Source organism: Bacteroides sp. RCH18 (genome assembly GCF_058231005.1).
In genome coordinates this window covers 2,891,756-2,915,372 of the sequence record NZ_JBIPTC010000001.1, presented here as the reverse complement: position 1 = coordinate 2,915,372, position 23,617 = coordinate 2,891,756, and the positions used below count along the sequence as shown (strand labels likewise).

Here is a 23,617-nt window from a genome sequence, read left to right as displayed (position 1 = left end):
TCAAACGATATTAGTTAACGTGTCATTTACCAGCCCGGGTTTTGGGTCATTCCATATTGCTTGTTGATTTCCTCCTGAGGAATCGGAGCCAGATACCACTTGGTATCCCAGTTGGTAGCCCAGTAATGGTCTCCCAGTTCAATCTTCTCGAAGGTGAACTCAGTCGGATTGTTCAGGTCGTTACCTCTGCTTCTGAGTCCGTACAACTTCTTCTTGAAGTCGCTCTGACGGTCTCTGCGAACGAGGTCGAACCAGCGTACTTCTTCAAATCCTAATTCGAGTGCTCTTTCTCTCAGTACGGCTTCGAGGAACTGATCGTGATTCATCGTCTTGGAAAGTTCCGGCAGACCTACTCTCTTTCGTACATCGTTTACCATTTTGTAAGCTTCGTCGGTAGGGCGTCCGTTGACTTCGTTGAGTACTTCCGCATATCCCAGCATGATTTCCGCCAGACGGGTGTGTGACCATTGTACCGGACCTTCGCGATCGTTGTTTTCCTGTAAGATGTACTTCATGATCAGGAATCCGCTACCGTCTTTGTAGTCGGCATGGTTGATATAAACAGGAGCTGTTGTTCCGTTGCAGTAGGTGTCTCCGGGACAAGCTACATTTTCATACAGACGTGGGTCGCGGGTGGGCACCATTTCGCCTTTTGTAAAGAACGGTTGCTTGGAGGGTGACTTCCAGTCGAAATTTGCCGGAAAATCAGTTCCGTCTTCCCACGGAAACATATCTACATAGTTCAATGTAGGGCCGCTGTAATAACGTTGGCCGATAAAGCTGCTGTGAACATCGGAGCTATATCCTTGACGGGTAGAGATTAATATTTCTGTTCCGCCGCGGTTGTAGTAGGCCTGACGATAGGCGAGACGTCTTGCCCGGTGCGTTTCTTCCGTAGGTTGAATCAGTTCGTATTCACCCCGTCTCTGTACTTCCGTGAAGAAGGCTGCACCTGCTTCGGCGGCATCTTTCCAGCGTTGGTCGCTGTAGTTTCCGTAACAGGTATATTCGTCTGCTTCCGGATGCCATTTGGTGTTGGAGTTGAAAGTCGGACTGGCTGCCCATTGCAATACCTTGAACTTTAATGCCATCGCTCCTGCCAGGGTCATACGTCCGTCATCTGCTTTCTCCGCTTTCCAAGCCAGGTTGGAGTTGATCGCTTCGTTGAGCAGTCCGACGATCTTTTCTACCGTCTCGGCAAAAGTGATACGAGGGAAGTTCATTGTCTCGTTTACGTCTACATAGTGGTCCAGCCATGTCACACCGCCTACATATCTCAGCATTTCGAAATAGCAGAGGGAAATCAAAACTTTGGCTTCCGCGATCCGTTCACTTTTCTCGCTGACTGTCATGTCGGGCACTTTCTCTACGTTCTCGATATATAACCAAGCGTAACGGATGGTGGTCCAGTCGGACTTGCTTCCATAACGGTAAGCAGAATTCTTTGGGACGTTGTTGGCACTGAGTGCTCCGTTGTAATAGAGCTTGACAGGCCCATCACTGATATTGTCACGGAAACTGTAACATAAGTCTGTGATTGATTCAAGTATGTTCACACCCAATTTGTAGTCAGAGCCGGTCGGTAGCCCATAAGGTAATCCGGTATATGCTTTGGTCAGCACCTTTTCGGCATTTATTTTCGAAGAGAACATTTCTTCGGTAGTCGCTCCGGAACTCTCAGGCTGGTCGCCCAGAAATTTATCCCCGAAGCTGATTTCAGAACAGGAGGAGGCTATCAGTACGCAACCTAATGCTATTCCGAGTCCTTTTATTATTCTATTCATACAGTCGTTTTTTAGAAGTTAAGATTTAAACCGAAGCTATATACTTTGATCAGCGGATAATCTCCGAATCGGTTAGGATCACTTTCCGGATCAAGATATTTAAGCGGTGAGAAGGTCAGCAGGTTGTAGCCGCTGAAGTTTAATCCGAGTGAGCTGAGGCCCAGTTTCTTCAGGAATTTCTTTCCGGTGATGGTATAACCGAAGCTCAGACTCTTCAAGCGGAGATAGGAAGCATCTACCAACCAGAGGGTAGAAGGTTCGGAGTTCCAGCTTTCCGATTCTTCCGACGGGCGCGGATAAGTAGCTCCCAGTTGGTTTTCCGGAGTCCAGCAACCGTCGTAGAAGTAGGTCAGCAAACCACGCTTTCCGGCATTCGTATAGGGGATACGGTATTCGATGTCATACATTCTGTTAACGTTCTTGGAACCTACCCATTGCATGGTGAAGTTGAATCCTTTCCAGTCGAATCCCATATTCATACCGAAAACGTATTCCGGACGGGTAGCATAACCTGCTACGCTCTTGTCATTACCGTCCACGATGTGGTCTCCATTGAGGTCGGCATACATGGCGTCACCCGGATACACCTTCTGATAAGGCTGAGGCAGTTCCGGCTTTAAGATCAGTTCGCCGTCGGCTCCGGTGATGAAGTCGCTGTACTGATAGAGACGGATGTAGTTGTATACTCCGGTCTGGCGTCCGGTAGAGCCACCGGTCTGGTTCATATAAGAGAATTGCTTGGGCACTTCGTCCATATAGAGGATTTTGTTGCGTGCGAAAGATACGTTGGCATTCACATAATAATTGAAGTCTTTTCCGATCTTATCGCGCCAGCCAAGAGAAACTTCGTAACCGTGGTTGTCTACCTTACCAATGTTCAGGTTAGGCAGTGCGGTTGCGATGATGCTTGGAGTCGATTCCGGAGAGATCAGAATACCTGTGCGGTGTTCGATAAAGTAGTCGAAGGTAGCGGACAGGCGGCTGTTGAAGAATTTAAGGTCGATACCATAGTTCTGCTTGTCGGCTGTTTCCCAGGTTACTGCCGGATTACCCATACGTGAGATGGCTGCTGCCGATTGGGAAATCGGATTGTCCACACCGAAGCTGTAACTGCCTGATGATCCCCATACGGCAGGCATGTACATAAAGCGTGAGTCTACTCCCTTGTCATTACCTACACGTCCCCAGGATGCTCTGAGTTTCAGGTAGTCTACGATTTTCTGGTTTTCCATAAACTTCTCGGCAGTTGCGATCCAGCCGGCAGAGAAGGAAGGGAATACACCGAAACGTGTGCTGCCCGGAGCAAAGTTCTCCGAACCGTTGTAGCCGACGTTTACGTCGAGCAGATATTTGCTTTGATAGGCATAAGTAGCACGTCCTACCAATCCTACGTAGTTACGGGGCAGATAAGTGTAGCTGTCCGGATAATAGTTACGCGACTGATTGTAAAGGAACAGACCGGATATTCTGTGGTCGCCGAATGTACGGTCATAGTTGATACGTCCTTCCAGATACCAGTTCTGTCCGCGTCCGCTGCTTTCCGAGTAAGTGAGCGGAGTATCGCTGCCGCTGGGTACATAGATAAGTGACTTATCGTAGTCGGGATCGGTCTGTGACATCGTACCGTTGGTGTCAAAGTATGATTTGTAGTACACAGTCTGCGCTTCGATGGCGCCTCCCGTACGTACTTTTTCCAGTTTGAATTTATTATCGTAAGCACCTTTCACGGAAACGCTCAGTCCCGGAGTGATAAAGTCCAGTTTCTGTGTGATGTCCAAATCCAGATTCAATGTCGTGTCATACGTTTGATTGTAACCTTGTCCGTAGAATACGAACATACCGTCACGCATCACTTCTCCCAGCGGAACCATATCTTTAGGAATCAGTGTACGTACTCCGTTGATAAATCCCGGTCCGGCAAACGGATGTGACCAGATCTGTGCGATTACCCAGGGGTTTTGGTCTTCTCCCGTACCCGAAACAACGCTGCGCGGTTCCTGTATCTTACCTAAAACACCACCGACACCGAGTTTCATTGAAGTGGTCTTGGTTAGATTGGCATCGATATTGGCACGGTAGTTATAGCGGTTGTAACGATAGTTGTTGTCGTACATCTGTCCGGGAAGTTCTTTCAGAAGTCCGTTCTGATAAGTATAACCTACTGAGATGAAGTATCGTACATTATCGCTACCGCCGGAGATGTTTAGGTTGTTCTGGCTTTGAAGATAAACATTATTGAAGATATACTTCTTCCAGTCCATACTGGGATACATGATCGGGTCTGAGCCGGTACGATAGGCTTCTACCTGTTCCGGAGTGAAGTATAACTTAGGATTCGTAACGTGGTCCATCTCCTGCTTCATATTCCAGAAGCGTGCGAACTCGTAACTTCCGGTCTGCTCTACCAGTGAGATGGGTTGTTGCAGACCCAGTTTGGTGCTGGCGGAAATCTGCGTTTTGCCTGCTTTACCTCTTCGGGTGGTGATCAATACAACGCCATTAGCACCTCTTACTCCGAATACAGCGGTGGAAGAGGCGTCTTTCAATACTGAAATACTTTCGATTTCGTTCGGGTCGATTTGTGAAAACTCACGTTCTATTCCGTCTACCAAGACCAAGGGCTTGGATTGTGAATCATTTAATGAACCGACGCCACGTACGTAGATGGCAGCAGCATCTTTACCTGGTTGTCCGGTAGTCTGTACGGAAGATACACCCGGCAATGCTCCTGCGAGGAGGTTCGTGATACTTGTTGCCGGAGATTTGATCAGCTCTTTGTTGTCGATGGAGGAGACGGCACTGGTAAGCATGCGCTTGTCCTGATTACCGTAGGCGATAGCTACAACTTCCACTTCACCGAGGTTCTGTGCATCTTCTTTTAAGGAAACATTGATGATTGTTCTGTCTCCGACCACGATTTCCTGGGTTACATACCCGATAAAGGAAATGTTCAATACGGATTTTTTGTTTGGGGCAACGATCGTAAAGTTACCGTCAAAGTCTGTGATTGTCCCAATGCTCGTGCCTTTCACAGTCACATTAGCTCCGGGAACGCCTTCTTTGAGTGTTTCATCCGTTACTCTACCCTTAATTGTGATACCTTCCGGGGGCAAGGCATACATCAACGGTATGAATAAAAGAAACGTAACAAGAAAGCAGAATCTTAAATTGAGCGCGTTTCTCATACTGTTTAATTTGATAGGTTAATAATATATTTAGTTTATAGTTAGGTCAACCGGGTTGGGGGTGACTTTTATTCTCTTTATTTTCTCTTCAGTTTCTAAATATATCCTTTGCTTATGTGCAATAAGGTTAACTTCATTTATCTTTTAATGATGATGCAAAATTAGGGGCGATGTGAAAAATGGACGTGCAATATTCACCAAATTAGGTGCACAAATAGCTAGAAACACTATCTGTAACAAATGGGTAGACCTTGATACAAAATTATAGACGGGATGGAAAAGGGGGCTTTGTAAGGAACAATGAAAAAGCCCATCCTGTTATATTGCACATAGGCAATAACAGGATGGGCATCTGATTGGTTCTTCTCTTTGGAGAATATGTCTTGTCTAGAAGCTGAAGCTTAATCCTCCCAGGAAGTTAAGACCTTCTGTAGGATAGCCCAGATAATACTGGTATTTCTTATTGAGGATATTATTAATCCGGGCATACACGGATACTCCTTTGAACACATTATAGCTGGCTCCGGTATGCAGGTCGCTGACAGCTGCGGCTTTAATGCCTTCTACCTTTGTGCGTCCGATATAATCGTAACCGAGATTGATATTCAGTCCTGTGATCGGGCGGAAGTCTGCGCTGAAATTAATCTCGCAGGCAGGCTTCATATATAGGCTGTATTTTTCTTTCGCATCCCAGTTACGGTAAGTTCCAGCAGCGGACAATGCAATGAGGTCTTTGTATTCATAGCTGATCTTCATACCGGCGTAGAAGTTGTTGGCATTGCTGAATTCCAGATTCAGATATTGATGTGCTGTAACCGGAGACGGAGTGTTCTCTCCCTGACCATCACCATCGGGAAGTGAGGGATTGTTGTTGTAATCCATTTCCTCCTGCACCTCAAAGAAATCGTCTTTCAAATCCTGATAACCGCCATACAGATTGATCCATAATCCGGGATAAGGGCTCGCTTTAAATCCTATCGCTGCATTCAGCTGTTCGTACGTATCGAGAATAGGGCCTGCCGGCAAAGCATAAGGACAGATCGTTTCCAGTCTGCGGAAATCGTTGACCAGCTTGCCTCCGGTAGCTTGTGCATAAAGTACGTAGCTGTCGGAGAAGATATACTGTGCTGTTACATCCGGAGAAACGCGGAATGATTTACCGCTACCGAATGAGAGATCCACATTGGCTCCTGCACGCAGGTTCCAGCTGTCGTTGCTGAGTTTATAATGCGGATTCAGTGCCAGAGCGGTACGGTTCTCGTATACCTGGAGGGCGTCAGCAAGCTTCAGGTCTTTGTTGTAGATGAGATTACGCATGTCCAGTCCGATGTTGATGCTCTGTTCGTCGCTGATAGCGCCGCTGATCAATCCTTTGGTATGCACTTGTGTTTCTCCGACTTTGTCATTGAAAAAGAAAGTGTTATTGTTCTGACGGTTGTACATCATCAGATTGGTTTCCGCCTCGAACTGTATGGGATAATTTTCATCTGTCGATTTTACTCCCAGATGGAAGTCTCCTGAAGTAAACTTCTGCTTGCCGGGTTGAACCGGAGAAAGGTTGAAATTGCTGAGTCCGAAATTAGCGGCGATGTTGAAATCTACCTTGTTGAACTGATGGATATAATCGATATTCGCGCGGGTACGGTAATAATAAGCATTCCATTTCGTGTCTGTTTCCGGCATAGTCAGTTTGCCATCCATTCCGTCCATCTGAAAGCGGACGTTCAGCTTGTCCCTGTCCGACAGACGGAACAGGTAATTGGCAAGGAGATCCAGATTACCGTAGTTTCCATATCCGGCGCGTATATATCCGGGCTTGCTGCCGGGCTGCACTTCCGTTCCTACATAGGGACGCATCAGGTCGGCAGGGATAGAGGTAGCCGGGAAGAAAGTAGTGGCATATTCTACTTCCTTTTTGCTGACGGTAGGTTCTTCCACTTTGGGCAGCACATTCACTTTGGAAGCATCCAGAATGTCGGGATTATATTCCTGTTCTACGACGACCGTGCGGTTCATGGTCGTATCTTTCGGCTGAGTATTCTGTGCCTGAAGGTTGAACGGCATCAGAAATGCCAGTGTAAATCCTCCTGCTATATAAAGAGTTCGTTTCATACTTTTCAATCTTTACTTGTTTAGTTTCTTTAGTCTGTCTTCAATCATGCTCTCGATATCGTCATTGCCTTGGTAATTCTGTTGCAGGCTCAGCAGATACTGGCGTGCGTCGAGGTCTTTACCCATAGCGACATATACGTCCGACAGGAGGACAAAGCTGCGTGCCAGCCAATAAGCGTGTGGCGTACTCTGTTCGATGTAGTTGAGCAGCTCTTTTTCTGCCGCCGCATATTCTTGGGCATCGTAAAGTGCTTGGGCAACCTGGTATTTAGCTTCGGCACCATAAGAATTACGGGTATCCTTGGCCAGTTCGCGGAAATCATCCAATGCTTTCTTGTCCGCTTTCTGATTCTTATAAGCTTTTGCGCGATAATAAAGAGCTTCGTTTTTCAGTTCTGGACTAAGCTTGGCTTCAGCCAGCACCTCGGTTGCTGCATGAATTGTTTCCACATCGTCTCTCAGCAGGAAGGCACAGCGCAGGATACCGGTTTCGGCAAGCTGGCGGCGTTCTACATTGGTCGCTTTCTCTTTCAGCATCTTGTAGCTTGCCAGGGCTTCCGCCATCTGTTGCTGGTTGAACTGTACTTCCGCACGCATGATCAGCGCTTCTTCTGCGAATGGATTATTCGGATATTCAAGCAATTTTCCGGAGTGGAGGAGCACCATATCATAATTCTTCTGCTCGTTTCCAATCTGGCAGAGGTAATAATGTGCATTCAGGCTAAATGCTCCTTCTGGGAAAGTTTGCAGATATTTATTAAGGCTGCTCTTGGCTTCTTCTGTTCTGCCACGTGCATAAATCTTTTCGGCAGCCGCATACGTAAGTGAGTCCTGTTCGCTGGCGTCAAAGCGGATGTGTCCCGGCATCGCATTGGCTAAAGCCGCAAATTCATCGATACGGTTCAAATCTACATAGATAGATTTCATATCGCGCATTGCCAGGCGGGCTTCTTCGCTGCCCGGATATTTCTCAATCACTTGTTTGTACGCATTGATTGCCTGTTCGAAGTTGCCGTTCTGATAATACAGCAAACCGATTTCAGCCGCAGCTTTCCGGCTGACGGGGCTTTCGGGATATTTCTCCAGCAATTCCTTGAAAGAGGTAATAGCCTGACCGTTGTTATCCATCAGTACATAAGAACGTCCTTTCTCGTAGATGGCATTCACTGCGTATGGAGAAGAAGGATATTTGCCGACCAGTCTGTTCAGAAGAGTGATTTTGCCGGTATAGTCTTTCTGTAAACCGGATACCAGTGCCAGCTGATAGAAGGAGTAATCGCCGGAAGGAGTATTCATTTGTTCGGCTTGCGAGTAGTAGTGCTTGGCTTCTTCAAAGTTGCGCACATTCAGATGACAGTCTCCGATACGGTTGTAGGCATCTGCAAGCGCTGTTCTGTTTTCGCCTTTTTCCAGTTGGATATACTTCTGGAAGTAATTGCTTGCCTGTGTATAGTCCTTGCGGTGGAAAGCAATGTATCCTAGGTTGTAGTTGGCGAGCGCATACATTTCATTATTGGGCTGCGTGGTCAGTTGCAGATAAGCGTTGAAATCGCGGGCGGCTTCCATCATCCGGTTGAGGCGGTAGTAAGATTCTCCGCACCAGTAGTAAGCGTCCGCCTTTGTCTGGCGGTTGTACTGCCCGATGGCGATGGACTGGTTCAGATATTGGAGAGCCTGTTCGAAATTGGCATTGGCAAACGACTGTGTACCCAGTTGGAAGAGAATCTTTTGTTTGGCTTCCATGATCTGTGCACTCGGCTTGGCAATCCGTTCGATTGACTTTAAAGCAGCTTCGTAGCTGCGGGTATTCATATAAACTTCTACCAGATAGTTGCTTACTTTCTCGGCATACGGAGAAGTCGGGAATTCATTGAGAAATTTCTCAAAAGCAGTAACCGATTCACCGAAAGCGGAGTAGGACGTTTCGTGCAGGCAAAGTGCATAGTTGTAAGCGGCCTGTTCCTTAATCTGCAGGTTGGCGTTGGAGGCGGCTGCCTGTTCGAACGCCATACGTGCCTTGTTCTTTTCTGCCAGTTGCAGGTAAGAGAGTCCCATGTGCAGGTAAGCATTCTGGGTCAGGGCATCGTTGGCGGTCGTCACTTGTCCCAGCATTTCGGCTGCTTTGGAGTAGACTTTTGTCTGGTAATAGGAGAGTCCCAGCATATAAAGTGCGTCCCGGCGGGGAGCGGAGTGATCTCTGTCCAGATAGCCGGTGAATGCTTCCACTGCCTGGTGATATTGTCCGAAATGGTAGTAAGCGTCTCCCAGAATGCGGTACATTTCGGCGGCGTGCTCGTTGTTCGGATAGGCCGACAGGTAGTTTTGTGCTACGATCTGTGCCTTGTCATAGTTCTTTTTGATAGCATAGATTTCTGCTATGTAGTAAGGAACGAGTTCTTTGTACTTCGGGTCGTCCTGCAAAGGGAGGAAGTCTTTCAACGCTTCATCATAACGCTTCTGAGTGTAGCGGATATAAGCGAGATAGTAACTGCAGTCCTTTGCATATTTGGGACTGCTGGCACGTAACGTTTCGAACCAGATGGCGGCTTCTTTCAGATTATCAGTCTTCATGTAGCAGGTTGCCAGTTGGTAGGTGCGGTCGTCGCGCTCCTCATTTCCCAGTAGATCGAGCCGGGTAGAATTGAAGAGTGCCAGGGCCTCATCATATTTCCCTTCGTAGAAGTAGCAGGAAGCCAGCAGCGAATAGATTCGGTTGGCGTAGGGAGTATCCGGATAACAGTCAAGGTACTTGCGCAGTAACTCGATGCGGTTTTTGTCTTTCAGTTCATAAGCTGAACTGACTAACATATATTCTGCGTCCTGAAGGAGACTTGCTGTTGGCTTTTGCTTTACAAATGCTTTCAATGCAGGTATGGCGGCTGCATAATTTTTTTCCTGGAAAAGCTCTTTCCCTTCTTTATAAAGGTTGACAGGAGAGGTTATCTTTTCGCTTGTCTGTGCGGAGATGGCAATTGGTGCACAACACAACAAGGTGCAGATAATTCGTGAAATTCTTTTCTTCATAATCTAGTGTTTTGACAAAAATACGACTATATCTTCCAACGAAAACCCTTTGAAAGTTATTTTATAATCATTTAAATCTTTATGTAAATTATCTCTCATCCATTTTGAATCCGAAATACTTATTCTTTTGGGACTCTTTTTCATCTTCCTGATGAGAGTAATTAAGTCTGATGTTGAATTTCATGTGATTGTTGTTTTATAATTAATGGCGGTTACAAAGATAATACGAATCTTAGTATTTTCCTCATTTAAAACGTTTTCTGATACCCAAAAGTTTAGTGCCCCCTTTAGTTAACTGTGTTGAGCCAGAAACTGTACAAGTCCCCGCCGAATGGAATCCAGCCCGAAATCTTCCGGACGTATATCCGATAATGGCAAAAAGAAAGAATCTGCCACGTCATCCATTGCCGAGAAATGGCTCATGTCTTTTACGGTACAGAGAAAGAACATATCGAGCGTATGAACGGGAAAGCCGGAATAGATATAAATGTTCGGCAGGGAGAACTGATAGGTCGCTTTTTCTACCTTCAATCCTGTTTCCTCCCATACTTCCCTGCTTACCCCTTCTTCTCCCGTTTCGTTCATGTCGATAAATCCTCCGGGAAGGTCGAGTGTCCCTTTGGCCGGTTCTTTGGCACGGCGGCAGACCAGCAGTTCCTTCTTTTCATTCAGAATCAGTGCCACGGTAGCGGAAGACGGATTGAAATAATAAACAAAGCCGCAGTCTGTGCATTTCTTAGACTTCTCGTTGTTCACTTCGAAGTGCGGAGAACCGCATTCGGGACAGTACAGGAATTGGGTAAGAGGATGTTTCATCATAACTGATTTTATATAATAGATTGTTTGCCGACAAAAATATAAAATCTTTTCTTCAGATATGGAATAATGTGATTACAAAATGCTAAATACCCCGTCTTATTAGTATCATTAATAACAATCATATACAAATTAAAAGAATCAGACTATGAATAACAAAATGAATATTCCTTTATCAGGAATTATTCCTCCGTTGGTAACTCCCTTGCTGGACGATGATGTGCTGGATGTGGAAGGATTGCAAAGATTGATCGAACATCTGATAGCAGGGGGAGTACATGCTCTTTTTGTGTTGGGAACTACCGGTGAATCACAGAGCCTCAGTTATAAATTGAGGGTAGAAATGATTAAAAATACCTGCCGCATAGCGAAAGGACGGCTGCCGGTATTGGTATGTATTTCCGATACTTCGATTGTGGAGAGTGTGAACCTTGCCTGCCTTGCGGCAGATCATGGAGCCGATGCCGTCGTTTCCGCTCCTCCTTACTACTTTGCGACAGGTCAGCCCGAACTGATCGAGTTTTATGAGCATCTGCTGCCTCAGTTGCCGTTACCATTATTCTTGTATAATATGCCGACTCATACAAAGGTGAACTTTGCGCCGGCTACGATTCAGCGGATAGCGGAGAATCCCGGCGTAATCGGTTTTAAAGACAGTTCGGCAAATACGGTTTATTTCCAGTCGGTGATGTATGCCATGAAAGACAATCCGGATTTCTCGATGCTGGTGGGACCGGAAGAAATTATGGCAGAGTCCGTACTGCTGGGGGCTCATGGCGGCGTAAACGGTGGTGCGAATATGTTCCCCGAATTGTATGTGAGCTTATACAACGCCGCGAAGAATGCAGATATGGAAGAAGTGAGACGTTTGCAGGAAAAAGTAATGCAAATCAGTGCTACGATATATACGGTAGGGCAACATGGGTCCAGTTACCTGAAAGGTCTGAAATGTGCTCTCAGTCTACTCGGAATATGCAGCGATTATGTGGCTGCGCCTTTCCATAAGTTCGAACAACGGGAAAGAGGAAAAATATGGAAAGCGCTTCAAAATTTGGGAGTTGATGTAGTGCTCAGGTAATTAATCAAGAAAAAATGAACGGCTATGTCTATTCTCGACATTATTATCTTTTTATTCTTCACGGGGGGAGTTGTTGTCTTCGGCTGCTCTTTCTTCAACAAGAAACGTTCGTCGGAGGAATTTACTTCGGCAGGACGTTCCCTTCCGGGTTGGGTTGTGGGAATGTCTATTTTCGCAACGTATGTAAGTAGTATCAGTTATCTGGCTTATCCGGGCAAGGCCTATATGTCCGATTGGAATGCTTTTGTATTCAGCTTGTCCATTCCGATAGCCTCGTATTTTGCTGCTAAATACTTTGTACCCTTTTATCGTTCTATCGGAAGCGTATCGGCTTACAGTTTTCTGGAAGAACGCTTTGGCCCCTGGGCGCGTGTATATGCGTCATCGTGTTATCTTTTGACGCAGGTTGCCCGGATGGGTTCTATTCTGTATCTGCTCGCGTTGCCTATGAATGCCCTGCTGGGATGGGATATCAAGATGATTATCGCAGTAACCAGCGTTGCCATTATTGCCTATTCAATGCTGGGTGGTCTGAAAGCTGTGATATGGACGGAGGCAATTCAGGGATTTATTCTGATTGGTGGTGCGATAGCCTGCCTTTGTGTGCTGATGTTTAAAATGCCCGAAGGGCCTGCACAGGTATTTCAGATAGCCATTACTGACCAGAAATTCAGTTTGGGAAGTTTCGGCAGCAGTCTGACCGAGTCTACTTTCTGGGTATGCCTTATTTACGGTATATTTATCAATCTACAGAATTATGGTATCGATCAGAACTACGTACAGCGTTATTTGACGGCAAAAAGTGATAAACAGGCTAAGTTTTCCGCTCTCTTCGGAGGTTATTTGTTTATTCCGGTTTCTGCGGTGTTCTTTATGATAGGTACGGCATTGTATGCATATTACAAGACGTTTCCGGAACTGCTTCCGGCAGGAGTCGAGGGGGATGCGGTCTTTCCTTATTTTATTGTACATGCGCTTCCGACCGGACTTACCGGATTATTGATCGCCTCCATTTTTGCGGCGGGAATGAGTACGGTGGCTACAAGCATTACAAGTTCGGCTACTATCATTCTGACGGACTATTATGCCCGTTATATAAATAAAAAACCGACAGAAAAACAATCGGTGAGAGCCTTGTATGTTTCGAATGTACTGATCGGAATAATCGGTATTTTCGTAGCGCTGGCATTTCTGAATGTAGAGAGTGCGCTGGATGCCTGGTGGGCTTTGTCCTCCATCTTCAGCGGTGGTATGCTGGGACTCTTCCTGCTGGGGTATATTTCAAAGAAGGCGCGGAATGTTGACGCCGTTTTGGGAGTCATCTGTGGCATTATCGTTGTCGTCTGGATGAGCTTGTCTCCTATCTTCTTTAAAGATGGTTTCATGAGCGAATATGCAAGCCCGTTTCATGCTAACCTGACCATTGTCTTCGGAACCATCGTTATCTTTCTGGCAGGCTTTCTTAGTATGCGTTTGCTGAAAACAAAGAAGTAGAAGAAGGTAGCTTCACTGGCAGGCATATTGGTTTCATCTATTATCCGATAGAATTATTCGATTGGACTTTTTTTGCAAAGGCGGGGTTTCCGCCTTTATCTTTGCATCAGAAACAAGAAACAAAACGATGTTTCTGATGTTATAAGTCAAATCAATTAATAACAATAAAAGCAATAAAGAGTATGGAACCAATTTTAAATTCTCAACTTCCTGAATTCAGTGTTCAGGCTTTTCAAAACGGAGCTTTCAAGACAGTAACCAACAACGACCTGAAAGGTAAATGGGCAATCCTTTTCTTCTACCCTGCCGACTTTACATTTGTATGTCCGACAGAATTGGTAGACATGGCTGACAAATATGCTCAGTTCCAGGAAATGGGCGTGGAAATCTACTCGGTAAGTACTGACTCGCATTTCGTACACAAAGCCTGGCATGATGCTTCCGAAAGTATCCGTAAGATCAAATACCCGATGCTGGCAGACCCGACAGGCGCTTTGAGCCGTGCACTGGGTGTATATATCGAAGAAGAAGGTATGGCTTACCGCGGTACATTCGTCGTAAACCCGGAAGGAAAGATTAAAGTGGTGGAACTGAATGATAACAATATTGGTCGTGACGCCAGCGAATTGCTTCGCAAAGTAGAAGCTGCACAGTTTGTGGCTACGCACGACGGAGAAGTTTGTCCGGCTAAATGGAAGAAGGGCGAATCTACTCTGAAGCCAAGCATTGACCTTGTCGGTAAGATTTGATAGATCTTGATAATGTGTGTGAAGGGCCGGTAACGGAGACGCTGCCGGCCCTTCTTTTAAAAGAATGAAAGGAGAAAGAGAGATGTTAGAACCTGCATTAAAAGAACAACTTAAAGGTATTTTTGCCGGACTGGAGGCTGACTTTACCTTTGATATATCCGTATCAGCCAGTCATGAAAGCCGTGCCGAATTGCTGGAATTGCTGAGCGATGTAGCCGAATGTTCCGATCACATCACTTGTATGGTAAATGAAGGAAGCGGACTTAAATTTACGATAGGAAAGAATGGCAAACCTACAGGAATTACTTTCCGTGCTATCCCCAACGGACATGAGTTTACTTCTTTATTACTCGCTATCCTGAATCTGGACGGTAAGGGAAAGAATTTTCCGGATGAGGCTGTCTGCAACCGTGTGAAAGCCTTGAAGGGGCCGATACACTTAGTGACCTATGTCTCACTGACTTGTACCAACTGTCCGGATGTAGTCCAGGCATTGAATGCAATGACCACACTGAATCCTTTCATTACTCATGAAATGGTTGACGGTGCACTGTATCAGGATGAAGTGGATGCCTTGAAGATACAAGGCGTACCTTCTGTATTTGCCGATGGGAAACTGCTCCATGTAGGTCGTGGCGAATTCGGTGAATTGCTTGCTAAATTGGAAGCGCAATACGGCATTGATGAAACCAAGGCGGAGACGGAAGTGAAGGAATACGATGTTATCGTAGCCGGTGGCGGTCCTGCCGGAGTATCGGCAGCCATCTATTCTGCCCGTAAAGGCTTACGCGTGGCGATTGTTGCCGAGCGTGTCGGCGGACAGGTGAAAGAGACGGTAGGCATTGAGAATCTGATTTCGGTTCCCGAAACAACGGGAAGTGAACTTGCCGATAATCTGAAAACGCATCTTCTGCGTTATCCTGTAGATTTGTTGGAACAGCGTAAGATAGAAAAGGTAGAACTTGCCGGAAAAGATAAACTGGTGACTACTTCCGTAGGAGAGAAATTCATTGCTCCTGCATTGATTATCGCTACAGGTGCAAGCTGGCGGAAGCTAAATGTTCCCGGCGAGAACGATTATATCGGGCGTGGAGTCGCTTTCTGTCCTCATTGCGACGGTCCTTTCTATAAAGGAAAGCATGTTGCGGTAGTGGGTGGTGGAAACTCCGGCATCGAGGCAGCCATTGACTTGGCAGGTATCTGTTCTAAAGTCACCGTCTTTGAATTTATGGATGAACTGAAAGCGGATAATGTCCTTCAGGAAAGACTTAAATCTTTGCCGAATGTGGAAGTATTCGTGAGTTCGCAAACAACGGAAGTGATCGGTAATGGCGATAAACTGACAGCCTTGCGCATCAAAGACCGTAAGACGGAAGAAGAACGTCTGGTAGAACTGGACGGAGTATTCGTGCAGATCGGACTTTCCGCCAATAGCAGCGTTTTCCGTGATATTGTGGAAACAAACCGACCGGGTGAAATTGTCATCGATGCGCATTGCCGTACCAATGTGACGGGAATCTATGCAGCCGGAGACGTATCGACCGTACCTTACAAACAGATTATTATTTCTATGGGCGAAGGTGCGAAAGCTGCCCTTTCTGCCTTTGATGACCGCGTGCGGGGGCTGATTGTATAAGTAATGGCCACAGAGATTGTAAAAAGTCTCTTGTGGCTTTTATTTTTTTCTTACCTTTGTGATTCTAATATTTAACCCCCAATGAGAAACATGAAAAAGATATTCTTACTGATTTCCGCGATCTTGTTAATTGTTCCGGTGCAGGCTCAGCATATGTTGAGACTGATGACCTATAACATCAAAAATGCAACAGGCATGGATGGTGTCTGTGACTTCCAGCGTATTGCAAATGTGATTAATAACGCTTCTCCCGATGTGGTAGCCGTGCAGGAAGTAGACAGCGTGACCAATCGGAGTAATCAGAAATATGTATTAGGTGAGATAGCCGAGCGGACACAGATGTATGCCTGCTTTGCTCCGGCTATAGATTATGATGGCGGAAAATACGGAATCGGTCTGCTGTCAAAGAAAGCTCCGCTTCACTTGCAGACTATAGCTCTGCCCGGCAGGGAAGAAGCCCGTGCATTGATCTTAGCGGAGTTTGAAGATTATATTTACTGTTGCACTCATTTATCCCTTACGGAAGAAGACCGGATGAAGTCATTGGAGATTCTGAAAACTTTTGCTGCTTCCTATAAAAAGCCTCTTTTTTTGGCAGGAGACATGAATGCGGAGCCGGAATCGGATTTTATCAAAGAGTTGCAGAAAGAATTCCGGATACTCTCTAATCCCAAACAGCATACTTTTCCTGCTCCCGCCCCAAAGGAGACTATCGATTACGTGGCGGCTTTTAAGCAGAATGATAAAGGATTTGCCGTCGTCTCTTCGGAAGTGGTGAATGAACCTGTAGCATCCGATCATCGTCCTATTGTTGTGGAATTGCGTACTGCCGAAAAGGCGGATAAGATATTCCGTACTAAACCTTATTTGCAGAATCCGGTTGGAAATGGAATGACCGTGATGTGGGAAACTACCGTTCCTGCTTATTGTTGGGTAGAATACGGTACGGATACGACTCAATTAAAACGTGCGCGTACTATTGTTGACGGACAGGTAGTCTGCAATAACAAGTTACATAAAATACGGCTGGATGATTTACAGCCCGGTCAAAAGTATTATTATCGTGTCTGTTCACAAGAAATGTTGCTTTATCAGGCATATAAGAAAGTTTTCGGAAGTACTGCCCGTTCTGCTTTCAGTGAATTTACGTTGCCTGTAACCGGTACGGATTCTTTTACTGCTGTTGTGTTCAATGATCTGCATCAGCATACCCATACCTTCCGGGCTTTGTGCAGGCAAATTCAAGATATTGACTATGATTTTGTTGTTTTCAACGGTGACTGTGTAGACGACCCGGCAAGTCATGATCAGGCAACTGCCTTTATTAGCGAACTGACCGAAGGAGTGCGCGGAGATTGTATCCCGACTTTCTTTATGCGGGGGAATCACGAAATCCGGAACGCTTATTCTATCGGTTTGCGTGACCATTTCGATTATGTAGGTGACAAGACTTATGGCTCTTTCAACTGGGGAGATACCCGTATTGTCATGCTGGACTGTGGAGAAGACAAAACAGACGATCATTGGGTCTATTATGATTTGAATGATTTCACCCAGTTACGTAACGAACAGGTCGGTTTTCTGAAGAAAGAACTGGCTGCCAAAGAATTTAAGAAAGCGAAGAAACGTATCCTCCTGCATCATATCCCTCTTTATGGTAATGATGGAAAGAATCTTTGTGCTGAACTATGGACTAAACTGCTGGAAAAAGCTCCTTTTGATATCTGTCTGAATGCTCATACTCATAAGTATGCTTATCACCCGAAAGGTGAATTAGGGAATCATTTTCCGGTTATTATAGGTGGAGGATATAAGTTGGAAAGTGCTACCGTGATGATTCTTGAGAAGAGGAAGGAAGAACTCAGAGTCAGGGTGTTGGATGCAAAGGGAGAAACTTTGTTGGATATAACGGTCTGAATAATGTAATGGAATTGAATTTCACCCCAAAAGTTAGATACTAAACTTTTGGGGTGATTTATTTATGTTGATAATACCTATAGTTCCTTTACCTCTTTTTTATTTTAGCTTCCTCCTGAGATGACAATGAATGTCAGGCCCAAAATGAATAATATAAACATGACTCCCAAAAGTCTGTTTGTCGCTTTGGAGCTACCGGTAAATTCTTTCCAGATGAAAACACCCCAAAGAGCAGCAATCATCGGTGCTCCTTGTCCAAGTGCATAGGAAATGGCTGCTCCCGCTTTTCCTGCGGCAATGTAGCTTAATGCCGTACCTAATCCCCAGATGCATCCTCCGAGAATTCCTACCATGTGTGTACTCGCTTTTCCGGTAAAGTATTCCTTGTAAGTGACGGGTAAACCGACGAACGGACGCTTCATCACAAGTGTATTGAAGAGGAAGTTGCTTAGGAAGATTCCGATAGCAAAGATGAAGAATGCGGTATAAGGAGTTGCCATTCCTGCTGTCGGTGATTCAAAATTGTTCAAATCCATGGCAGCGGCGACAAACCGGTAAAAGAATGACATCAGTATACCGGCAATAGCAGCAAGAATAATTCCCTTTTTGCTATTATTGGTTCCCGCCTTTTGATTCTTACCGGCTGCAATACCGTTGCAAATGATGGCGATAACAATCAGCACGACTCCTGTGAATAGCCAGAACGGATCTCCTTTGGGGGTGCTGAAATAATTAATGAATACTCCCAATACCAATGCCAGTCCTACTCCCAATGGAAAAGCTACCGCCATTCCGGCAATGGATACTGAGGCGGAAAGGAGAATATTGGAAGCATTGAAAATAACTCCTCCGATAAGTGCACTGGCAATATATGCCGCTTCCACTTGTTGGATGTCTTCCAGAAAACCTCTTCCCGAATCTCCGAAACTTCCTAGTGTGAATACCAGAAGTAAGGCGAACAGCAAGATGCCGATGGTGTAGTCCCAATAATAAAGTTCATAACGCCAATTCTTACTGGCCAGTTTTTGGGTATTTCCCCACGATCCCCAGCATATCATTGTGATAAAGCAGAAGATAATAGCTAAGGTGTAACTATTGACTATATACATAATGATCTTTTTTTTAAGGTTTCAATTTTCTTTTCCTGTCACTTGTCTTATAAGTGCGTTGCGGGTTGCCCGAATATTTTCTTCCCCTTGAATAGTGAGATATTGGTGTTTACCGCTTTCAGAAGGAGAAAAAAGACTTTGTCCGATACTGTCTATGGTGATTGTTCCCTTCTCGGATAAATTGAAATAATTATTGTCCGGTTCTATGGCTTGTATCACGGATGTCAAATCCCATGTTTCTCTGTCATATGGCATTTCCTGATATATTTTATATGATACGCACAGAGGATGTTTATAACTGTCGGCAAAATCATTTAATATACTTTGATGAGGATATCGAATCTTGTTTCCTAGTTCCCATCCGCTGGCAATAATTGGAGTAGGCCATTCTTTGAAAGTAATTTGGGCTGCATTCAGATCATTAACAATGTTCCATTCAGGGAAGTCGAATTCATTACCATAGAGTCCTCCCATGACAGATAGTAATTTTACCTTTTGTGCTACCAAGGCTTTTCCATCCAGCTCGCTGTATTCATCTGCTTCCGAGATAAGCAAACGGGCTAGATTTGTTTCCGGGCCTAAGGCTATAAATACCACAGAATGATCTTCTTGCTCTGCCAGCAATTTACGCAACAGTTTATATCCTTCTGGAATATGATCTTTTAGGCTTCTTTTTGGATGTAATATTTTATTGTTGTCAATAATAGTATCCAGTGTTTGGCGGAGATAATGTCCGTCGTCTGTATTCATCCCATTATAAGCATAACCTAAAGGTATGTCGTATTTGTCGTTGAAACGACAATAAGCGTCAATATATTCCAGTGAATAAGGATTACACTTGCTTATAGTGATACCTAGCAAATCAATTTTTCCTTTTTTCTCATAATTAAGCAGCATTTGCATGGCTAAAACATCATCGATATCATTTCCAACATCCGTGTCGAGTATGACAGGAATTGCAGAAGTAGTCTCTTTCTGTTGTGCACAGGAACAGAATAAAGAGACGGTTATTAGAATGATTGCTATATATTTGAACATATCTTGGTTTTTTATAAGTTATTTCCAATATTCTCAATTGTATTGCTGGTTAATGATTGTTGCGAGGAATAATTTACTTTATAAAGTACGCCTCCTTTAGCATGGAGAGTCTGATTTTCTAAAGTTGCAGTTCCTTCTTTGGTAAATGTGCCATTTACATCATATCTTCCGGAAATGGTTTCTCCAAATTTACCATTCTCTAGTTTGAATTGAGAGTCATTCAAACTATAAATCAGTAAATAATTGTGCATATCTAATACAAAACCTAAAGAAGCATTATTTGTCTGGAATGTGATTTGTGCTCCAGTAGTACATATTAGTTGTTCTAATTTGTCTTTTGGCTGATTATCGTTGATATTAAATGCCGCAAAATTCTCTGGTTTTACTTTGGCAACGTCTATATAAGCTGCCGCCAAGCCTTTTATGAGACTACGAGTAGGAGGTGTAAACTCTTTTTCTTGTAAATCCCATGTATAAATTCCGTGGTCAATTTGGTCCGGTTCGGTAGTATTGTTGATAAAGAAGTTACTGGTAGCCAAATCGTAAATATCATAGCCTCCTCCTAATGCAAAAGATGTCAATATAAGACTTGGACTGTTTGCATAACTACCTTTGTTCTCGGCAACCAACGCATAATTTCCAGCAATTGATGCATATGCCATGACTTCATTTTTGAGATGTTTAATATTATCTTTATAAGCATCAACACCAATGAAATCAATGCCTTGAAGATCGAATACATCTTTGGGGCGAGCATTGGTTGCCTCTGGAAATGGGTTAATACCATCACCGTAAATTAGGTTGACACGAGTTACTACTTTGTAAGAACTGTTTTTTACAGCTTTTCCTACAGTATTTAATGCATTTGTGATCATTGTCCAGGCTTTCTCTTTGCTTAGAGGAGTCCCATCCCGATATTTTAAATCTTTTTGGTCGATTCTCCAGCGCATTAAGGCATCAGGTTCATTATGGATCTGCGCTGATATAACGGGGTGCTTGTCTCCATTTTGAGAATCCCAGTACCGGATGTGGTTAAATAAGGCGGTAATGGCTTTGGTTTCTCTTTCCAGCACCCATTCGTCATCAAGAATCATGGTGTATTGATAGCCATAATAATTCCAAAAATTACCTTCATCATTCCGGCTTAGCCTTTTGTTATATTCTTGAAGCACATATTGAGGTATCAGATAGGAGAATGAATCTCCTACCATATTGGTACTGAACCAAAGTAATTCCATTTTCAGATTATACTTGTTGACGAACTGCAAGATTGAGTTTACGATACTATAGTCGTACTTGTTTTCTTTAGGCTCTACCATATTCCATGAAATTGGAATTTGCACACAATTTAGTCCCAGTTCCTGAGCTTTCTTGAAGTAGTTTTCCACTTCATTAATAGTCATCTTGTCACAATTGAGAAGGGCATCAAGGCGTATTTGTGCACCAAGAAACGGAAAAGGTTTACCGTCAACAGAAACATATGTTTTGTTGTTCTCAGTCACTAGTTTACTTACTTCTATTTGAGAAAGTATTGGTTCGACGTATGTTTCATTATTATTGTCAGAACAAGCTGTTGCGAATAATGAAAAGAAAACCAGTGCGTAAGTTAGTATTATCATTCTTTTATACATAATTGGTCTTTGTTAAATTAGTAGATTATTGGATTATTGCGGGGTTCCTCCTCCTGTCATAGGCCAGCCTGGATTCTGATAGATAGGAGAAGAATCCAAATCACCTCCGGATGAAGTAACTAGAAAATGTTCTGCTGCTATCGGATCGAGATAGTGTGCCATATTCCATTTATAGCCGTTGTAAACAATGTTATTGGCTGTGATGTGATAAGGAGCAAGATAAGTACTGAAGCTACGTGGTGAAACATTTTCTCCTTCTTTAAGAATGGAGTTGCCGTTAGAATCTTTATACCAGTCCCAGCCATACATTTCCTGCCATAAATTCATTCCTAGTATATGGTAGGGTTTCGTAATCATCTGATCCATTGAGCGCCATCTGTGTAAATCCATGCTACGTAAACCTTCCGCCATCAACTCACATCTTCGTTCACGGCGGATATTATAACGTGTGGCATCAATAATTTCTCCGCCGGAATATGCCCCCCAATCAGTTTCTGCTTCTTTTGACATATCTGTAAGCCTGATTGTTTTGGTATAGTCCTCATCAATGCCGGCTCTGCGACGAATCGCTTTCCAGTACTTTTCTGCATAGGAGTCGAGTGAACCATGTAATTCATAATAAGCTTCTATATAGTTAAGATAGGCTTCGGCTGTACGGAATATGATAGAACCGACAATACTTTGAGTGTTATTTGTGTATTTCCCGTCAGGGTTCAATCCTTTGCGTAAGGCATAGCCTGTATTGTACTTTTCTGTAACAGAAGAGGCGGTTATATTGGGCCCCCATTCTTCTACTACCCCATGATCTCCTGCCTGAGTATGCAAATTTTTCTGTCCTGGCTTTTTGATGAAGATGTCTGCACGGGTATCCCTGTTTTTAGTGATATGAATGATATTATTATCTCCCCAATAAGATGAGTTTTCATCTGCCCACATTGGGGATGCATAAATAGGTTCTCCATTTTTAAGAATAAAGGCGTCAATCATGCTTTTAGTAGTGCCTACTCCATTGTTGCCGACACATCCGTATTGACAAACTTCATTTGCCACTCCTAATCCTGTGTTGTAGCGTCTCCATAAAAGTACTTCATTGTATTTCTCCATATCAATATCGCAGAACATACTGAAATAAGGATTTTCAGGTTCCGAAGAAGTTTGCGGGAATACTCCTGTATTGGCAGTTAATACATTATATTTTTCTGCTATGATTTGTGCCGCTTTAATAGCTTCATCAAAGAAGAACTCTGATTCTTTTTCAATACTTCCGGATTTAAATGAGTAATTAGCATTATAATCTTTATTTGCTCCCGGCCATCCCGGTCCATTGGGTACAAAAGCTGTTCCTTTAAAATTCTTCAGCCATGAGCCTTCGTAAAGTGCGACCCTTGACTTGAGAAGGGTAGCGCAGTCTTTGCTTAGCCGGTTCTTACCTCCGGAAGGAGCTATGTTTTGCATCATTTCTATAGCTTTGTCCAGATCAGATAAGATAAATCTAGCTACTTCATTTCGGGGGGCTCGTTTGCTGATTTCTATCAGAGCTTCACGTTCATTAGGATAAGTTTTAGTAATAATAGGAAAGTCACCTAATGATTTTAATCTTTCAAAATACATGAAAGCTCTGAAGAAATACATTTCTCCGATATAGTGTTTGATATTGGTCGTGTTTCCGACAATGGCATTGTCTTCATACGATGGAAGCACATTCTCAAAGAAATAATTGCACCGGTAAATATCAGCGAAATACCATGAGCCTCCTTCTTGTCCAACTTTCCAGTAGCCGGGTGCATACATTACATTAGGTTGCATACCGGCCATATTATCTGTGTTATTGTCAATTTCAAAAGTTCCATATCCATAGGTGCCATGAGTAGGCAGCACTTGATATTGATCAGTAGCAAAAGCTGCAATATTACTTTCTGTTGTCAGATATTCATTTGGAGAAAGTTGATCAAGAGGTTCCTGGTTTAGGAAATCATTGCAACTTGTCAAGAAGAGCACTCCGCTCAATAAGGTTGATATCGTAAGTCTTTTCATAATATCCTGT

General features: G+C 44.1%; 14 protein-coding genes. 5 read left to right on the top strand and 9 right to left on the bottom strand.

Translation table 11 applies throughout. The features are described from left to right. Window positions 1–26: 26 nt before the first annotated feature. From ACHLI0_RS11730 to ACHLI0_RS11710, 5 genes are all read right to left on the bottom strand, one after another. Complete coding sequence (locus tag ACHLI0_RS11730; RefSeq protein WP_490749214.1) at window positions 27–1,784, bottom strand: RagB/SusD family nutrient uptake outer membrane protein; 1,758 nt, start codon at window positions 1,782–1,784, stop codon at window positions 27–29. Window positions 1,785–1,795: 11 nt separating this feature from the next. Next, window positions 1,796–4,969 (bottom strand): SusC/RagA family TonB-linked outer membrane protein, encoded by a 3,174-nt coding sequence (locus ACHLI0_RS11725; RefSeq protein WP_490749213.1) that lies wholly within the window; start codon window positions 4,967–4,969, stop codon window positions 1,796–1,798. Window positions 4,970–5,356: 387 nt separating this feature from the next. Next, the gene (locus ACHLI0_RS11720) at window positions 5,357–7,081 is read right to left on the bottom strand and encodes a TonB-dependent receptor (protein WP_490749212.1); all 1,725 of its coding nucleotides are present in this window, start codon (window positions 7,079–7,081) and stop codon (window positions 5,357–5,359) included. Between the two features lie 12 nt (window positions 7,082–7,093). Beyond that, window positions 7,094–10,105, bottom strand: a complete 3,012-nt coding sequence (locus ACHLI0_RS11715) for a tetratricopeptide repeat protein (RefSeq protein WP_490749211.1) — start codon at window positions 10,103–10,105, stop codon at window positions 7,094–7,096. 291 nt (window positions 10,106–10,396) lie between these two features. Continuing rightward, complete coding sequence (locus ACHLI0_RS11710; protein WP_258973392.1) at window positions 10,397–10,921, bottom strand: NUDIX hydrolase; 525 nt, start codon at window positions 10,919–10,921, stop codon at window positions 10,397–10,399. Between the two features lie 148 nt (window positions 10,922–11,069). Between ACHLI0_RS11710 and ACHLI0_RS11705 the strand changes: the two genes are divergently transcribed. The 5 genes from ACHLI0_RS11705 to ACHLI0_RS11685 all read left to right on the top strand — a co-directional run bounded on the left by ACHLI0_RS11705 (window position 11,070) and on the right by ACHLI0_RS11685 (window position 17,795). After that, window positions 11,070–11,999, top strand: coding sequence for a dihydrodipicolinate synthase family protein (locus ACHLI0_RS11705; RefSeq protein ID WP_008765325.1), 930 nt, complete (start codon window positions 11,070–11,072; stop codon window positions 11,997–11,999). Between the two features lie 24 nt (window positions 12,000–12,023). Continuing rightward, window positions 12,024–13,493, top strand: a complete 1,470-nt coding sequence (locus tag ACHLI0_RS11700) for a sodium:solute symporter family protein (RefSeq protein WP_413555441.1) — start codon at window positions 12,024–12,026, stop codon at window positions 13,491–13,493. 182 nt (window positions 13,494–13,675) lie between these two features. Then, window positions 13,676–14,242, top strand: coding sequence for an alkyl hydroperoxide reductase subunit C (gene ahpC, locus ACHLI0_RS11695; protein ID WP_008761950.1), 567 nt, complete (start codon window positions 13,676–13,678; stop codon window positions 14,240–14,242). Between the two features lie 82 nt (window positions 14,243–14,324). Then, a complete protein-coding gene (ahpF, locus tag ACHLI0_RS11690; RefSeq protein ID WP_490749573.1) occupies window positions 14,325–15,878 on the top strand; it encodes an alkyl hydroperoxide reductase subunit F in 1,554 nt (517 codons plus the stop codon). Window positions 15,879–15,968: 90 nt separating this feature from the next. Beyond that, window positions 15,969–17,795, top strand: a complete 1,827-nt coding sequence (locus ACHLI0_RS11685; RefSeq protein ID WP_490749210.1) for an endonuclease/exonuclease/phosphatase family protein — start codon at window positions 15,969–15,971, stop codon at window positions 17,793–17,795. Between the two features lie 104 nt (window positions 17,796–17,899). Here the strand turns inward: ACHLI0_RS11685 and ACHLI0_RS11680 are convergent, their stop codons facing one another. From ACHLI0_RS11680 to ACHLI0_RS11665, 4 genes are read right to left on the bottom strand one after another with little or no spacing between them, the layout of a single operon-like run. Continuing rightward, a complete protein-coding gene (locus ACHLI0_RS11680; protein WP_490749209.1) occupies window positions 17,900–18,904 on the bottom strand; it encodes a GRP family sugar transporter in 1,005 nt (334 codons plus the stop codon). Window positions 18,905–18,925: 21 nt separating this feature from the next. Beyond that, window positions 18,926–19,942: a nucleoside hydrolase gene (locus ACHLI0_RS11675; protein ID WP_008765330.1), complete on the bottom strand. Its 1,017-nt coding sequence runs from the start codon at window positions 19,940–19,942 to the stop codon at window positions 18,926–18,928. An 11-nt stretch (window positions 19,943–19,953) separates the two neighbouring features. Beyond that, window positions 19,954–21,561, bottom strand: a complete 1,608-nt coding sequence (locus ACHLI0_RS11670; protein ID WP_225719446.1) for a DUF4969 domain-containing protein — start codon at window positions 21,559–21,561, stop codon at window positions 19,954–19,956. Window positions 21,562–21,606: 45 nt separating this feature from the next. Further along, complete coding sequence (locus ACHLI0_RS11665; RefSeq protein ID WP_008765345.1) at window positions 21,607–23,607, bottom strand: RagB/SusD family nutrient uptake outer membrane protein; 2,001 nt, start codon at window positions 23,605–23,607, stop codon at window positions 21,607–21,609. Window positions 23,608–23,617 lie beyond the last annotated feature (10 nt).